Here is a 15,568-nt window from a genome sequence, read left to right on the forward strand (position 1 = left end):
ATTCCTCCTATAAACCTATCATTATTTTCATCGTTTCATATACATTAAATGATAATGAAAATCATTTTCAATGTCAATGGTAATGCTGAAATAAATAAGTTTTTTTTCGATTAAGCGAGAGGATGAGCTAGTTGTACTAGCAAAGCAATAATATGGTATAGTGAAACGAGGCTTTTTTTCAGCCTCGTTTTTTACATTGCTTCCTACTAATTAGAAAGCATTCAAATGGAAAGGAAGACATTACATGCGATCTGAAGTAACTATAAAAATAAAACCGAAGTTTATAAAAGAAATTAAAAGTGGATATCCACTTATTTTAAAAGATGCAATTCAAAATTTAAATGATGTACGAGAAGAAGGAACAATCATCAATGTAGTAGATGAGAAGAACCAATTCATCGGAAAAGGCTATTATGGAAAACAAAATAAAGGGTATGGTTGGATTTTAACTAGAAAAGAGAAGGAGGAAGTGAATCAATCTTTCTTTGAAAGTAAAATCAAATCTGCTTTACATAAACGAAAACATTTTTATAAATCAAATGATACAACAGCATTTCGTGCCCTAAATGGTGAGGGTGATGGCCTTGGTGGTTTAATCATCGATTATTATGACGGTTATTATGTAATAAGTTGGTATAGTGAAGGGATTTATACTTTCCGCGATGAAATTGTAGAAGCACTCCAAAAAGTAGCGAACTTTAAAGGTATCTATGAGAAAAAGCGTTTTGATACGAAAGGGAAATACATTGAAGATGACGATTTCGTAGCAGGAGAGCGCGGTGAATTCCCGCTTATCGTAAAAGAAAACGGTGTAAACTTTGCTGTATATTTAAATGACGGGGCGATGGTGGGTGTATTTTTAGATCAGCGTAACGTTCGAAAACAAATTCGTGATAAATATGCACAAGGAAGAACTGTTTTAAATATGTTCTCTTATACAGGAGCGTTCTCTGTATTTGCAGCACTTGGCGGCGCAAGTAAAACAACAAGTGTTGACCTTGCTAATCGTAGTTTAAGTAAAACGATTGAGCAGTTCAGTGTAAATGAAATTGATTACGAAGCACAAGATATTATTGTAGAAGATGTATTTCTATATTTCAAATATGCAGCTAAGAAAAAGATGAAATTTGATATGGTGGTACTTGATCCTCCAAGTTTTGCACGCTCAAAAAAATATACGTTCAGTGCAGCGAAAGACTATAAAAATTTATTAAAAGAAACAATTGCCATTACAGAAAATAACGGTGTTATCGTTGCCTCTACAAATTGTAGCGCGTTCGATATGAAAAAATTTAAAGGCTTTATCGATACTGCATTTAAAGAAATGAACGGTAAGTATAAAATATTAGAAGAACATTCTTTACCGGAAGATTTCCGTACAATTGATCAGTTTAAAGAGGGAGACTATTTAAAAGTAGTTTTCATCGAGAAAATTAAAGGTTAATAAAGAAAAAGGAGCTCAAGTTTAAATGAGCTCCTTTTCTTATTGAATGATATTTTGGACTCTGCCAACTTGCCCATCCTGCAATCGTACTTTAATGCCGTGCGGATGAGAGGGTGAGTTAGTTAGAATATCTTTTACAATTCCTCTTGTTAGCTTGCCTGTACGTTGATCTTGTTTTAATACAATATCAACTTCAAGACCTGGCGCGATGTTAGATCGTTTTTGCCCGTTCATTTATACACCTGTACGTCTACGTTGGTTGTTTGTTTTCTTCGTTTGTTGGTTTTGTAATTTTTTCGTTTCTTGACTTTGATTTCCATTATTTGAGCCGTTTCCATTTCCTTGCTTTTTCTTCGCAAGTTGTTCGCGCATTAAATCAGCTAAGCTTACTTTTTTGTTTTCTGACATGATAAGTCTCCTTTATATAAAGTTAATTATGAACAATCGTAGTGAATTTCATCATATCATTGTTAGGGAAGGAAGGGAAGTTGGTTTGAAAATTCATATAATTCTTTCCAGCATTCATTCGTTACGATACAATTGAATTGTTAATGTTTGTAAAAAAGGGGATAGAAATATGTCACATCATATTTTATTAGTTGAAGATGACGTCTCAATTCAAGAGATGGTTGAAACATATTTAATAAAAGAAGGCTTTCAAGTTACAATCGCATCTGATGGAGAAGAAGGAGTTAACGTATTTTTTAAAGGTTCATTTGATTTGATTATCCTCGATATTATGATGCCAAAGTTAGATGGTTTAGAGGTTGTACGTATTATTCGGGAGAAGAGTGCACTGCCGATTTTAATGATGTCGGCAAAAGATACAGATGTTGATAAAGCTGTTGGGTTAGGACTTGGAGCAGATGATTACATTTGTAAGCCATTTTCTATGATTGAATTGGCTGCACGTGTAAAAGCAGGTATTCGGAGGTCTACGAAATATTCGGTTACAGAAACAACAGAAAAGATGATTCAGATTGGTGATTTAACAATCGATCCAATTAATTTTACTGTGGAAAAAAACGGAAAGTCGCTCAAGCTTACTTTAAAAGAATTTGAGATTTTAAAACTGTTCGTAAAGAATCAAAATCGTGTATTTACAAAAGCGCAAATATATACGTTAGTTTGGAATGAAGAGTATTACGGTGACGATAACGTTATAAATGTTCATATGAGAAGATTACGTGAGAAAATTGAAAGTGATCCATCTAATCCAGAATACATTAAAACGTTATGGGGCATCGGCTATAAGTTGGAAGGGATGTAATATGGTCAATCTGTTAATTGGTATTATTTTTATATTGTTATGTGTTATTTACATACAGTATAAAATGAGAAAAACTAGCAGCAAAAATTTACGGTACACATATGAAAAATTAGAAGGTATTGTAAATGAAAAAACAGGTGAGAAGTTACTCATTATGACAGATGATCTAGAATTGCAAAAGTTATTAGTGGCAATTAATCATTTATTAGATGCAAAACAGAAAACGAATGCAGATCATGCGAAAGTGGAAATTTCGATGCGAAAAATGCTTTCAAATATTTCACATGATTTAAAAACACCACTAACAGTTATTCTTGGATATGCAGAAATGTTAAATAAGGATAAAACGATAAATGAGGAAGAGCAGCAAGTACTACTTGAAAAGGTACATGTGAAAACGCTGGAAGTGATGGAACTGATTCATAAGTTTTTTGATTTGGCAAAATTAGAATCTGGTGACAAGGCAATCGAGATGACAAAAGTAAATATGAATGAAGTTTGCCGCGAGAAGATTTTATCTTTTTATGATTTAGTGACGAAGAAAGGTTTTCATGTTCATATCGATATACCAGAAAGAAATATATATGCACTTGGAAATGTAGAAGTATTGGGCAGAGTGTTGAATAATTTAATTTCAAATGCGATTACATATGGAGACGATGGAAAGAGACTCGGTATGACTTTAAGAGATGATGAAACGAACGTGTATATAGACGTATGGGATACAGGAAAAGGAATTGATGAATCTCATATTGATAAAGTGTTTGAGCGTATGTACACACTTGAAGATTCGAGAAATAGATTGTACCAAGGAAGCGGTCTAGGGTTAACGATTACGAAAAGGCTTGTGGAAGCTATGGATGGAAAAATTCATCTTTCTAGTAAGCCGTATGAAAAAACGATTTTTACAGTTGTATTAGCAAAGATACAGTTTTAGCTTGTAGAGCAGTAGATTCTACAAGCTTTTTTTCAGCGTAAGGAATTTGTAAGGAACAGGTAAGAAAAAAGAGATTTCCGTTGTCTATTATAGAAATATAGAGTAGTGCGAAAGGGGAAAGTGACATGACATATATATTAAAAACGAACCGGTTAACGAAAGTGTTTAAAGGAAAAGAAGTTATTTCTAGTGTTAACATGCATGTGAAAAAAGGAGAGATTTACGGTTTTTTAGGACCGAACGGTGCTGGTAAAACAACGATTATGAAAATGATTACAAATTTAATAAAACCGACGAGCGGTGATATTGAAATTTTCGGTGAGAAGTTAACAGACACATCTTATGAAGTATTAAAAAGAATGGGGACAATTATTGAATATCCAATCTTTTATGATAAATTAACGGCGAAGGAAAACTTAGAATTACATTGTGAATATATGGGATATTACGATAAAGACGCAATTGACCATGCTTTAAATTTAGTGAAACTGCACGGTATAGATAATAAAAAAGTAAAAGATTTTTCATTAGGAATGAAACAACGACTCGGTATTGCAAGGGCGATCATGACAAAGCCAGAATTACTCATTTTAGATGAACCGATTAATGGTTTAGATCCAATTGGTATTAAAGAGTTACGAGACTTATTTAAAATGCTTTGCAAAGAATATGGCATTACGTTATTAGTTTCTAGTCATATTTTAGGTGAGATGGAACAAATGGCAGATACAATCGGTGTTATTCAAAATGGAAAACTAATAAAAGAAGTTTCAATGAAGAGTATTAACGGAAAACAAACAGAGTACATTGAAATCACTGTTCCTGACGTAAAACGTGCAGCTTATATTTTAGAAGATAAACTTGGTATAAAAAATTACAAAATAATGAGTGGAAACATGATTCGTATTTATGAAGTGGCGGCGACGCAGCAGGCAATTTCAAAAGCACTTATTATGAACGATGTAGAAATTGAAAGTATTAATAAGAAACATAGTTCCTTAGAAGAGTATTTCTTAAATGTAATGGATGGAGAGGGCATTCATGCCTAGTGGATTGTTAGTGAATATAGTAAGTGGATTGATCGTAATGTTCATAAGTGGGATTTTATATTATAGAAAACCTGAGCGGAAATGGATTTTAATTTTATTAGTGATAGGAATGTTAAGCGTAGTTACTGCTGGAATTAGAATGTTAGTAGCGTAGAGGCAGTTATATAAGGAATGGAGGCATAGTTTACATGTTTAAATTAATGAAGCTTGAATGGAAGAAACATCAATTATCTAGTTATTTTAAAAGTGTAGCAATTTGTATTATAGCAATTTTCACCGTAGTAAACCTCATGGCGTTGGGAGCGAAAGACGAGGTAGATGGGCTATTCTCTGACTTCACGCAACAAATGGTTTTAATAAACACTGTTATTAGGATAACATTCATTATTTTTAGTTCGGTCATTTTATCACGTTTAATAATTGATGAGTATAAGAACAAAACAATACAACTATTGTTTATGTACCCACTGCAAAGAAAAATGCTAATGAGGGCGAAATTAACAATTGTTTTTTGTTTTTGTTTTGTGAGCACGATTATCGCTACTTTCAGTATTAGTTTACTCGTATATTTTGTGAGTCCAATGATGGGGCTAATTGAAACGCCAGCTACGATAGGTGAAATAATAGCTATCGTTCCAGCTACTTTTATAAATGCATTTATGATATCTGGTATAAGTTTAATTCCTTTATTTTTTGGGATGAGAAAGAAATCGACACCGACAACAATTACTTCTGCAGTAATAATTGGGATGCTAATTAATAGTAACTTTGGTTCTGGAAACGGTCAAGTAAGTATGTTTAATTTTATCGTTATCCCAATAGTGCTCTGTTTATTAGGGATTTTTATTAGTTATCTTTCATATCGTAAAATCGACAAGATTGATGTGGCGTGAAGCAAGCTTAAAACAACAACGAACTGGGGTATGAATAGTGAAAAAAATAATAGTAATTGCAATTTTAAGTTAATTTCAGTGGCTTACATGAAAGGAGGACTATCATGCTACGTCTTATGAAGCTAGAATTGAAGAAGTTTAAGCTCGGATGGTATGTGAAGAGAGCGGTTATTGCGAATATCGTTATACTGGCACTACTAATCTTCGTTAGTATCGTTGCTCAAATAGAAGGGGATCCAAAAATAAGGGATCCGCAGATAATTTTGTCGATGGCTAGTGCGTTAGTAAGAGCAACATTTATTATTTTTGGTGGCGTACTAATAGCCAAGTTAATAATTGATGAATATAAAAGTAAAACAATACTACTCATGTTTTCTTATCCAATTAACCGAAAGAAAATGATGGCTAGTAAGTTGGCTATTACAGCGACATTAACATTTATAACAGTTATTTTATCGAACATTTTAGTAGTAGGAATTTTCTTTGGGATAGATAGTTATTTTTCAATTCTTCCTAATTCATTCACAGTAGATCAATTGATTCAAGAAGGGATAAATCTTATTCCTTTAGCCATTGCCACGGCAGGAATAAGCTTAATTCCTCTATATTTCGGGATGCGTAAACGTTCTGTGCCAGCTACAATCGTTTCTTCTATTATCGTTGTATTAATCGCAATTAATAACCCGCCCATATTTCCTATAGCGACGTTTCTTCCTCTTCAATTCACATTTGCAGCGATTGGAGTTGCGATTGCATATTACGGAATTAAAAATATAGAGAAGGAAGATATAACAGTATGACAAGAATACGTAAAAAAGAGTTGGCGTTATACCAACTCTTTTTTGTATATGTATGCTTCGTTACTACTCTGTAAATTTATAGTGTTTGCTTAAATACTCTTGCACTCCTGGAGAAATGTTAAAGTTATTAGGACCTTTATATTCGATAGTAAACTCTCCATCTTCAATTGTTTCAAAGGCGATTGCATAGCTATTCATTTTAGCATCGTAAGAAGTATTTTTGACTTCTGCATCTAGATCAAAGTATTTTGTAATATATTCTTTTGATTCCGTAACTGCTGTTTGTTTTCCCCAAGGGGTACCATAACTTGTGAAATAAAGAGATACACCGATAACTCCAATGATAGAAGTTAGTAAGAGAGTTCTTATTGTTATTTTTTTGTTTTTTGTATTCAATTTAGTTCCCTCCAATTAATATGAATTTATCTTAACGTATTTTCTCATAAAATACCATTTAGTAGAAAATAGTTTCACATGAAACAAGTTACAGAAAAAGACAAGGTGCATAAACACCTTGTCTTTTTCTGTCGTTACATTTGGGGAGCTTCCATTCCAGTAGCAGCCCATTCTTCTTTTGCAGGACCATAAACGCCAGGGACTGTTAAGCCAGCTTGACGCATTAAAACAGTCATCTGTCCGCGGTGGTGATTTTGATGATTGATGAGTGTCATTAAAAATATAGAATTCGGCATAGGACGACCAAAGAAGTTATTAATAGTAGCTAAGTCTTTATCAGTCCACTCACTTTGAAGTGCTTCAATAAAAGCCGTATTCACTTTGCGATACCCATCTGCAATTGTTTTTGCTGAAGTTGGTACAGGATAATCTTTCGTTTCTCCTTCAAACTTAAGTCCTGTCCCTGATAGCATAACAGGAAGTGCTGTAACGATATGCCAAGCGACTCTCCCTAAAGTCCAGTGCCCAGGTGCAATTTCCTGTGATAAAGATTCATCAGTTAATACATCGAGCATCTTTTGAGTAGACTCAGCCTCGTATGTCCATGATTGTAGAAAACCTTCAATAGTTTGGTACATATTTATCCCTCCTAGTTATGTTCATAGGTTACATTCGTGAAAAAAAGATAGTTTCCTTTTAACCTATCAGAACGAATAAAAAAGAGGCTTCTCATATTAAGAAGCCTCTTTTTTTAACCAACCTTCTTCCCACTCTTCCTCATCAACCATAAGAAATAAGGTGCTCCAAGTACAGCAACGACAAGGCCAGAAGGGATTTCTTTCGGATATGCAATCGTTCGTCCGAGTAAATCAGCAACGGAAAGAAGGATTGCTCCAAACAGTGCTGAACAAACGAATAGTCTTTGATGATTCATGCCAACAACGATCCGCGCTAAGTGCGGTGCAACAAGGCCTAAAAAGGCGATAGTACCGACAGCAGCGATATTGACTGATGCAAGTAGTGTCGCTAAAACAATTAGAGCAAGACGCGTTTTATTTACAGGCTGTCCGAGTCCGGTTGCTAAATCATCGCCAAGCACAAGAACGTCGAGTTGTTTCATTAAGAAAAATATAATTGGTACGAGAATCAGCGATGGATATAGAATGATATTTTCTAAGTGATTCCATCCTCTTGCATAAGTACTGCCTGACAACCACGTTAAAGCAGCAGCCACGTTTAAATTCGCCCTAACGATAAAGATTTGAATAATCGCTGAACCGAGCGCCGAAATGCCAATTCCTATTAAAGCAAGAGCTGTTGGACTAAATCCTGATTTCCATGAGAAGAAAAGGACAATTCCAACTGCAAGTAGTCCACCAATAAATGCACCAATTGGTAGGAAGAAACCAGGAAGTGCAGGGAAGACATACATAATGGTTAAAGCACCAACACCTGCTCCCGATGAAATACCAATAATAGAAGGATCAGCAAGTGGATTTCGTAATATACCTTGGAAAACAAGTCCGCTTATCGCAAGACATGCTCCAGCAATAGCGGCAACGAGCATTCTTGGTAAACGAAGATTCATCATCATATTTTTATCAAATTGTGTTAATTGTCCTGTTATGACATTTGTAATACTTTCGATATAAGAGTTGCTACCGATTGCAACGCCAAGAGAAATCGTCACAATACAAAGCATGATAGATATAATGATTACCTTTTTATAAGAGTAATAGCGAGAACTAGCTCCAGCTGCATTAGCTCCATTATCATTCATATATTGTTTCGATTTCATCATGCGATACACTAAATAAATAAGCCAAGGTGATCCAATCATTGCTGTAACTGCCCCAACAGGTAATTCTGCACCAGTTGGATCAATTAATCTACCAACAACATCTGCTCCTAGTAATAATATTGCTCCCCATAAGAATGAGGAGAGAAGGAGGGTAAAGTGTTGACGATAACCAATAAGGCGCATTAAGTGTGGTGCAACTAAGCCGACAAACCCAATCGGTCCAACAACAGTTACAATTACTGCTGTTAAAAAGATTGCAGCGATGAACGCGATAAACCGTGTTACTGCGGTTTTCTCTCCAAGTGAAACAGCTACATCATCGCCGAGTAAGAGGATATTAAGCTTACGTGACATGAATAGTAAAACTAGGAAAGAAAAAATAATGAATGGAAATGCGAATTGAACACCGTTCCAGTTATTTTGAATAAGGGACCCAGCTCCCCATAAAAACAAACCGGCTGTTTCATTTTCATAGAAAAGTTGCATCGTTCCAGTAAAAGCTGAAAGCATTAATGTAACGACCATACCAGCTAAAGCCATACGAAGTGGAGTGCCTTTTTTTCCGCCAGAAATACGGTACACAAATAAAGCAGTAATTGCACCACCGATAAATGTGAAAAGAAGAGAGTTAATTTGTAACCCTTTCGGTAAAAAAATAGTAGCGGTTACTAGAAAGAAATATGCACCAGAATGAATTCCCATTGTACTGGCTTCAGCAAGTGGGTTTTTCGTTAAAGTTTGTAAAATGACCCCAGATGCAGCAAGAGCCCCTCCAGCTAAAATAGCAATTACAGCTCTAGGTAATCGAAGCATGATTAAAGTTTGATGTTCTAGGGATTGGTTCGGTGAGATAAGAGCATCGATAATCATACTATAGGAAATGTTTGCTTGCCCTTGTCCGATATGAATAAAGAAAAGGAGGAGCAAGAGAGCTGCTCCTCCTCCGAATACAAGACTTGCTCGAAGTGTATGTTGTAAGCTATTCATCGTTTCATCACTTCTTCGCAGTCATTACATCTGCTACTTGTTTTGCTAAAGATTTTGCAGATTCAGGACCACCGAAAATCCAAGTGTCGCCTTTTAATTTATACATTTTGTTTTCTTTTTTGAACTTTAACTCTTCCCAAGCAGGGTTACCTTTTAATTGAGTATCAAAAATGTTATCTTCATCAGCTACAATGTAAATGAAGTTGGAATCTTGTACACTTTGTAATGATTCTACAGTTGTTTGTTTAAAACCATCTGCCTCAGATTTACCTGGTTCAAAAGTATTTGTTAAACCTAATTTTTTTGTAACCTGTAAAGCTGTAGAATTGTCAGTTAAAATACGGAATGTTGGCACATTTTTAGCTGTAAATGCTTGTGCCATTGCAATGTTTTTATCTTTTAACCCTGCTTTGTCAATTTTTGCTTTTGCATCAGCAAATGTTTTATCCATATCAGCTAATACTTTTTTACCTTCTTCTTCTTTTCCAACTGCTTTTGCAATTTGTTTAAATGTTTCTGTCATTTCTGCAAAGTGATCGTTATTGCTTGTTGATGGATCAAACATAACTGTTGGTGCAATTTGTTCTAATTCATTTTTAATAGCTTTACTACGGAATGATGCAGTGATAATTAAATCTGGTTTTAGACGGCTAATTTCTTCTAAATTCGGTTGTTGACGTGTTCCTACATCTACAACATCTTTACTTGGTTTTGTTTCTGTATTTACCCATTTATTATAATTCTTAATGTCTGCCATCCCTACTGGCTGAACACCAAGTGCTAATAAGTCTTCTGAATATACCCACTCAAGTACAACAACTTTTTTCGCTGGTTTATCTAACTTTGTTTCCCCTTCAGCATGTTTAATTGTTATAGCTTGATTTTTATTGTCCGCTTTTGTTTCTTTTTTCTCTTCTTTCTGTTGTCCGCATCCGACAACGAATAGAAGAACTACCATGAAAATGCTAAGAATTTTCTTCATCTTCTGCCCCCAAATGAATTATTTTATATGCAATGCACGATATTGAAAATCGTTATCAATTACAACAACCAAATCATACTATGAGGATATTTTAAGTGTCAATATTTTTTAAAAATTTCGACGAAAAATAACGAATTATACGAATTTTGATATATGAGATTGAAATCCATATGTGTATGAAAAATGCAGAAAAGGAATTTCGTTTAAGCAGGAAGGCGAATGTACAAGCAAAAAGAGAGAGTGTCGCATGTAATAGTTACTAGAATATACGGAATAAACCTGTGTTTATCTCCATTGATGAAAGTTTCTTTTTATTATTCGGTAGATGTATTTTAATTCGTTGTTTATATTTAAACGATTGAATTTGAAGGAAGGGATCAACATGTCTTCATGGCGCAATGATACGAATGGATATTGTGGGTGTAATCAAAACGGTGTACATGTTGATTCATGCTGTTTTAGTTGCGATGGGACAGTTCCTAAGCTTGGTCCAACAGGTCCAACGGGAGCGACAGGAATAATGGGAGCAACAGGCCCAACAGGTGACACAGGTCCAACGGGAGCGACAGGAATAATGGGAGCAACAGGCCCAACAGGTGACACAGGTCCAACGGGAGCGACAGGAATAACGGGAGCGACAGGTCCAACGGGAGCGACAGGAATAACGGGAACAACGGGAGCAACAGGTCCAACAGGAGCGACAGGAATAACGGGAGCAACAGGTCCAACGGGAGCGACAGGAATAATGGGAGCAACAGGCCCAACAGGTGACACAGGTCCAACGGGAGCGACAGGAATAACAGGAGCGACAGGAATAACGGGAGCGACAGGTCCAACGGGAGCGACAGGAATAACGGGAACAACGGGAGCAACAGGTCCAACAGGAGCGACAGGAATAACGGGAGCAACAGGTCCAACGGGAGCGACAGGAATAACGGGAGCAACGGGAGCAACGGGAACAACGGGAGCAACAGGGCCAACAGGAGCAACGGGAGTGACGGGAGCAACAGGAGCGACAGGAATAACGGGAGCGACAGGAATAACGGGAGCGACAGGAATAACGGGAGCAACAGGTCCAACGGGAGCGACAGGAATAACGGGAGCAACGGGAGCAACGGGAGCAACGGGAGCAACAGGGGCAACAGGAGCAACAGGAGCGACAGGAATAACGGGAGCAACAGGTCCAACAGGCCCAACAGGCGAAACGGGAGCAACAGGCACAAGTATAACGGCAACATACGCGTTTGCGAATAATACGTCGGGTACGGCAATATCAGTATTACTTGGTGGAACAAATGTCCCGCTTCCAAATAATCAAAATATCGGTCCAGGAATTACAGTGTCTGGGGGGAACACAGTATTTACAGCTGCAAATGCAGGGAATTATTATATTTCATATACAATTAATATAACGGCTTCATTGTTAGTCAGTTCGCGAATTACAATTAATGGCGCACCGCTTGCTGGGACTATCAATTCCCCTGCATTAGCAACTACATCATTTAGTGCAACAATTATTACGACTCTTGCGGCGGGGAGTGCAATTAGTTTGCAGTTGTTTGGTTTATTAGCTGTAGCAACATTATCAACGACTACACCTGGTGCCGTTTTAACGATTATAAGATTAAGTTAAGTAACGTGAACTCTCTTGTTTTTTTAAAATTAGGAGAGTTTCTACATATAATTAAGAAGTTAATGAAGTAAAGCATAGTTATATAAAAGTCAGAATATTATGATTGTAACGTTGTTATGACTATAATATAATGAAAACAACCATCATGAATGAACATTCATTTATTTTTTATGTATTTGAAGGGGGAATGAAGGTGGAAAAACCTTGGTTGAAAAGTTATCCAGAGGAAATTCCTAGTACTATTTCTTATGATATTCAGCCACTTCATGGATATTTAGAGAAAACAGCTTCTCGTTATCCAGAAAAGAAAGCGCTTCATTTTTTAGGCAAAGATGTTACATTTTCAGATTTCCATGACAAGGTAAAGAAGTTTGCGAATTATCTTCAAAGGCTTGGTGTTGAAAAGGGAGATAGAGTTGCGATTATGTTGCCGAATTGTCCGCAATCTGTAATCGGTTATTATGGTACTTTGCTTGCGGGGGGGATTGTAGTACAAACGAATCCTCTTTATACAGAAAGAGAGCTTGAGTACCAACTTCATGACTCGGGGGCAAAAGTCATTCTTTGCCTTGATTTAGTGTTTCCGAGAGTTACTAATGTTCAAAATGCCACAAAGCTGGAGCACATTATCGTAACTCGTATTGCAGATTTCTTACCATTTCCTAAAAATTTACTTTATCCATTTGTACAAAAAAAGCAGGCGAATCTTGTTGTGAATGTGTCGGAAAGCGAAACGATTCATCTATGGAAATCAGTAGAAAGGGAAAGTACTGCTGATGTTGAGGTTCCCTGTGATCCTGAAAATGATCTAGCTCTTTTGCAGTATACGGGGGGAACGACAGGATTTCCAAAAGGGGTTATGCTGACGCATAAAAACCTCGTTTCGAACACTTTAATGGGAGCACATTGGTTATATAATTGTAAAGAGGGAGAAGAAGTGATCCTTGGTGTCCTTCCGTTTTTTCATGTGTACGGAATGACAGCTGTAATGAATTTAAGTATTATGCAAGGGTATAAAATGGTGCTTATTCCGAAGTTTGATATGAAAATGGTTTTTGAAGCAATTAAAAAACATAAAGTTACACTATTTCCAGGAGCGCCGACCATTTATATTGCTCTATTAAATAGCCCTCTTTTAAAAGAATATGATATTTCTTCTATTCAGGCTTGTATTAGTGGCTCTGCACCGCTTCCTGTAGAAGTACAGGAGGAGTTTGAGAGCGTTACAGGTGGTAAACTAGTAGAAGGTTATGGATTAACGGAGTCATCACCCGTTACACATGGGAATTTCTTGTGGGAAAAACGTGTGCCAGGAAGTATTGGGGTACCGTGGCCAGATACGGAGGCAATTATCATGTCACTTGAAACAGGAGAGGCATTACCTCCAGGTGAAATCGGTGAAATAGTTGTTAAAGGCCCACAAATTATGAAAGGGTATTGGAATAAGCCAGAAGAAACGGCGGCTGTATTGCAAGATGGCTGGCTTCATACAGGTGATGTAGGATACATGGATGAGGATGGCTTTTTCTATGTGAAAGATCGTAAGAAAGATATGATTGTTGCTAGCGGTTTTAACGTATATCCTCGTGAAGTAGAAGAAGTGTTATATGAACACGAAAAGGTGCAAGAAGTAGTGACGATCGGTGTTCCTGATCCGTACAGAGGGGAAACTGTAAAAGCATTTGTTGTTTTGAAAGAAGGCGCTGAATGTTCTGAAGAGGAATTAGATCAGTTTGCACGTAAATATTTAGCGGCTTATAAGGTACCGAAAGTATACGAGTTTAGAGATGAATTGCCGAAAACGACAGTAGGGAAAATTTTGCGCCGCGTCCTAATAGATGAAGAGAAGAGAAAGAATGAGGATGAGCAAACGGGCTAAGGCCCTTTCTTTTTGAAAAAATAGGATTGACACTTTTCTAAATAGTCAGTATTATAAGAATATGAATGACTATTCATTCAGTCATCTTCTTGAAGGGGACAGTAAAGTGAAGAAAAATAGACCGAAATACAATCAAATTATTGATGCGGCAGTCATTGTGATTGCGGAGAATGGATACCATCAAGCGCAAGTTTCTAAAATTGCAAAGCAAGCTGGGGTAGCTGATGGCACGATTTATTTATATTTTAAAAATAAAGAAGATATATTAATATCCTTATTCCAAGAGAAGATGGGAGAATTTGTTGAAACAATTCGTCAAAAAACAGCAGGAATTGAAAGCGCTATAGCGAAGTTATTCATGTTGGTAGAAACGCACTTCTTGCTGTTATCACAAAATGATCCTCTTGCTATCGTTACGCAATTAGAGCTAAGACAGTCCAATCAAGACTTGCGCCTTAAAATAAATGAAGTATTAAAAGGCTACTTACAAGTTATGGATGAGATTTTAGAGACAGGTATAAAGCAAGGTGAGTTTCAGGCGGACTTAAATGTTCGTGTGGCAAGACAAATGATCTTTGGAACAGTAGATGAAGTTGTGACCAATTGGGTAATGAGCGATCATAAGTATGATCTGGTCGCACTTTCAAAAACGGTACATGGGCTACTTATTGCAGCTTGTGGTTATCGTCAATAATGGGAGGGATCATGTTGAAATTCCTATCTGTAAGAGTTGAAGACCATATTGCGGTGGCGACGTTAAATCACGGGCCAGCGAATGCGATGTCTTCACAAGTTATGCATGACGTTACTGAGTTAATTGACCAAGTGGAAAAGGATGATAACATTCGTGTTGTTGTTATCCACGGTGAAGGGCGATTCTTCTCAGCAGGAGCAGATATTAAAGAATTTACATCTGTTACTGAAGCGAAGCAAGCGACAGAATTAGCACAGCTTGGACAAGTTACGTTTGAGCGTGTTGAAAAATGTTCAAAACCAGTTATCGCGGCAATTCATGGAGCGGCACTTGGCGGCGGCCTTGAGTTTGCTATGTCTTGCCACATGCGCTTTGTAACTGAAAGTGCAAAACTTGGTTTACCTGAATTAACACTTGGATTAATTCCTGGTTTTGCAGGTACACAGCGCTTACCACGTTATGTTGGGAAAGCGAAAGCTTGTGAAATGATGTTAACGAGTACACCAATTACTGGTGCAGAAGCATTAAAATGGGGACTTGTTAACGGAGTGTTTTCTGAAGAAACACTTTTAGACGATACACTTAAAGTTGCAAAACAAATTGCTGGAAAAAGTCTAGCAACAACTCGTGCTGTGCTAGAGTTATTGCAAACGACAAAATCGTCTCATTATTACGAAGGTGTACAGCGCGAAGCTCAAATCTTCGGTGAAGTATTTACGAGTGAAGATGGAAGAGAAGGTGTAGCAGCGTTTTTAGAAAAACGTAAGCCTTCGTTTAGTGGTAGGTAGTTCAATTATTTTTTT

General features: G+C 36.7%; 17 protein-coding genes. 11 read left to right on the forward strand and 6 right to left on the reverse strand.

Features of this window, described 5'->3' with window-relative positions:
- Positions 1 to 244: 244 nt before the first annotated feature.
- A complete protein-coding gene (locus tag QCI75_RS04620; protein ID WP_144506938.1) occupies positions 245 to 1,444 on the forward strand; it encodes a class I SAM-dependent rRNA methyltransferase in 1,200 nt (399 codons plus the stop codon).
- 39 nt (positions 1,445 to 1,483) lie between these two features.
- Here the strand turns inward: QCI75_RS04620 and QCI75_RS04625 are convergent, their stop codons facing one another.
- Positions 1,484 to 1,678, reverse strand: coding sequence for a YwbE family protein (locus tag QCI75_RS04625; RefSeq protein ID WP_063262677.1), 195 nt, complete (start codon positions 1,676 to 1,678; stop codon positions 1,484 to 1,486).
- Positions 1,679 to 1,852 (reverse strand): hypothetical protein, encoded by a 174-nt coding sequence (locus tag QCI75_RS04630; RefSeq protein WP_002112138.1) that lies wholly within the window; start codon positions 1,850 to 1,852, stop codon positions 1,679 to 1,681.
- A gap of 169 nt (positions 1,853 to 2,021) precedes the next feature.
- On the opposite strand from QCI75_RS04630, the gene QCI75_RS04635 reads away from it, so the two are divergent.
- The 6 genes from QCI75_RS04635 (at position 2,022) to QCI75_RS04660 (ending at position 6,393) form a co-directional block, all read left to right on the forward strand.
- Complete coding sequence (locus QCI75_RS04635) at positions 2,022 to 2,714, forward strand: response regulator transcription factor (RefSeq protein WP_144506936.1); 693 nt, start codon at positions 2,022 to 2,024, stop codon at positions 2,712 to 2,714.
- A gap of 1 nt (position 2,715) precedes the next feature.
- Positions 2,716 to 3,651 carry a HAMP domain-containing histidine kinase gene (locus QCI75_RS04640; RefSeq protein WP_144506935.1) on the forward strand — a complete coding sequence of 312 codons (936 nt, stop codon included), beginning with the start codon at positions 2,716 to 2,718 and terminating at the stop codon, positions 3,649 to 3,651.
- Between the two features lie 125 nt (positions 3,652 to 3,776).
- Positions 3,777 to 4,700 carry an ABC transporter ATP-binding protein gene (locus QCI75_RS04645; RefSeq protein ID WP_144506934.1) on the forward strand — a complete coding sequence of 308 codons (924 nt, stop codon included), beginning with the start codon at positions 3,777 to 3,779 and terminating at the stop codon, positions 4,698 to 4,700.
- On the forward strand, positions 4,693 to 4,854 hold the full coding sequence (locus QCI75_RS04650; protein WP_186320913.1) for a hypothetical protein: 162 nt from the start codon (positions 4,693 to 4,695) through the stop codon (positions 4,852 to 4,854). The genes QCI75_RS04645 and QCI75_RS04650 overlap by 8 nt, the downstream gene beginning before the upstream one ends.
- A 34-nt stretch (positions 4,855 to 4,888) precedes the next feature.
- On the forward strand, positions 4,889 to 5,593 hold the full coding sequence (locus QCI75_RS04655; RefSeq protein ID WP_144506933.1) for an ABC transporter permease: 705 nt from the start codon (positions 4,889 to 4,891) through the stop codon (positions 5,591 to 5,593).
- Positions 5,594 to 5,697: 104 nt separating this feature from the next.
- Complete coding sequence (locus tag QCI75_RS04660) at positions 5,698 to 6,393, forward strand: ABC transporter permease (protein ID WP_144509149.1); 696 nt, start codon at positions 5,698 to 5,700, stop codon at positions 6,391 to 6,393.
- A gap of 63 nt (positions 6,394 to 6,456) precedes the next feature.
- On the opposite strand, the gene QCI75_RS04665 is transcribed toward QCI75_RS04660, so the two are convergent.
- The 4 genes from QCI75_RS04665 to QCI75_RS04680 all read right to left on the reverse strand — a co-directional run bounded on the left by QCI75_RS04665 (position 6,457) and on the right by QCI75_RS04680 (position 10,559).
- Positions 6,457 to 6,789, reverse strand: a complete 333-nt coding sequence (locus tag QCI75_RS04665; RefSeq protein ID WP_001093305.1) for a YfjL-like protein — start codon at positions 6,787 to 6,789, stop codon at positions 6,457 to 6,459.
- A gap of 134 nt (positions 6,790 to 6,923) precedes the next feature.
- Entirely contained in the window at positions 6,924 to 7,427 is a 504-nt protein-coding gene (locus tag QCI75_RS04670) for a DinB family protein (protein WP_016120862.1), read from the reverse strand.
- Between the two features lie 113 nt (positions 7,428 to 7,540).
- Positions 7,541 to 9,577, reverse strand: a complete 2,037-nt coding sequence (gene fhuB, locus QCI75_RS04675) for a Fe(3+)-hydroxamate ABC transporter permease FhuB (protein WP_353760010.1) — start codon at positions 9,575 to 9,577, stop codon at positions 7,541 to 7,543.
- 7 nt (positions 9,578 to 9,584) lie between these two features.
- Positions 9,585 to 10,559 (reverse strand): ABC transporter substrate-binding protein, encoded by a 975-nt coding sequence (locus tag QCI75_RS04680; RefSeq protein ID WP_353760011.1) that lies wholly within the window; start codon positions 10,557 to 10,559, stop codon positions 9,585 to 9,587.
- A 382-nt stretch (positions 10,560 to 10,941) separates the two neighbouring features.
- Here QCI75_RS04680 and QCI75_RS04685 point away from each other — a divergent pair, with 382 nt between their 5' ends.
- The 4 genes from QCI75_RS04685 to QCI75_RS04700 all read left to right on the forward strand — a co-directional run bounded on the left by QCI75_RS04685 (position 10,942) and on the right by QCI75_RS04700 (position 15,553).
- Complete coding sequence (locus QCI75_RS04685) at positions 10,942 to 12,192, forward strand: BclA C-terminal domain-containing protein (RefSeq protein ID WP_353760012.1); 1,251 nt, start codon at positions 10,942 to 10,944, stop codon at positions 12,190 to 12,192.
- Between the two features lie 193 nt (positions 12,193 to 12,385).
- Positions 12,386 to 14,071 carry a long-chain-fatty-acid--CoA ligase gene (locus QCI75_RS04690; RefSeq protein WP_353760013.1) on the forward strand — a complete coding sequence of 562 codons (1,686 nt, stop codon included), beginning with the start codon at positions 12,386 to 12,388 and terminating at the stop codon, positions 14,069 to 14,071.
- Positions 14,072 to 14,177: 106 nt separating this feature from the next.
- Positions 14,178 to 14,765: a fatty acid metabolism transcriptional regulator FadR gene (locus tag QCI75_RS04695; RefSeq protein WP_425290595.1), complete on the forward strand. Its 588-nt coding sequence runs from the start codon at positions 14,178 to 14,180 to the stop codon at positions 14,763 to 14,765.
- Between the two features lie 11 nt (positions 14,766 to 14,776).
- Positions 14,777 to 15,553, forward strand: a complete 777-nt coding sequence (locus QCI75_RS04700) for an enoyl-CoA hydratase (protein WP_000911298.1) — start codon at positions 14,777 to 14,779, stop codon at positions 15,551 to 15,553.
- The last annotated feature ends 15 nt before the right edge of the window (positions 15,554 to 15,568 follow it).

The organism is Bacillus cereus group sp. RP43 (assembly GCF_040459645.1).
Lineage (GTDB): Bacteria > Bacillota > Bacilli > Bacillales > Bacillaceae_G > Bacillus_A > Bacillus_A mycoides_C.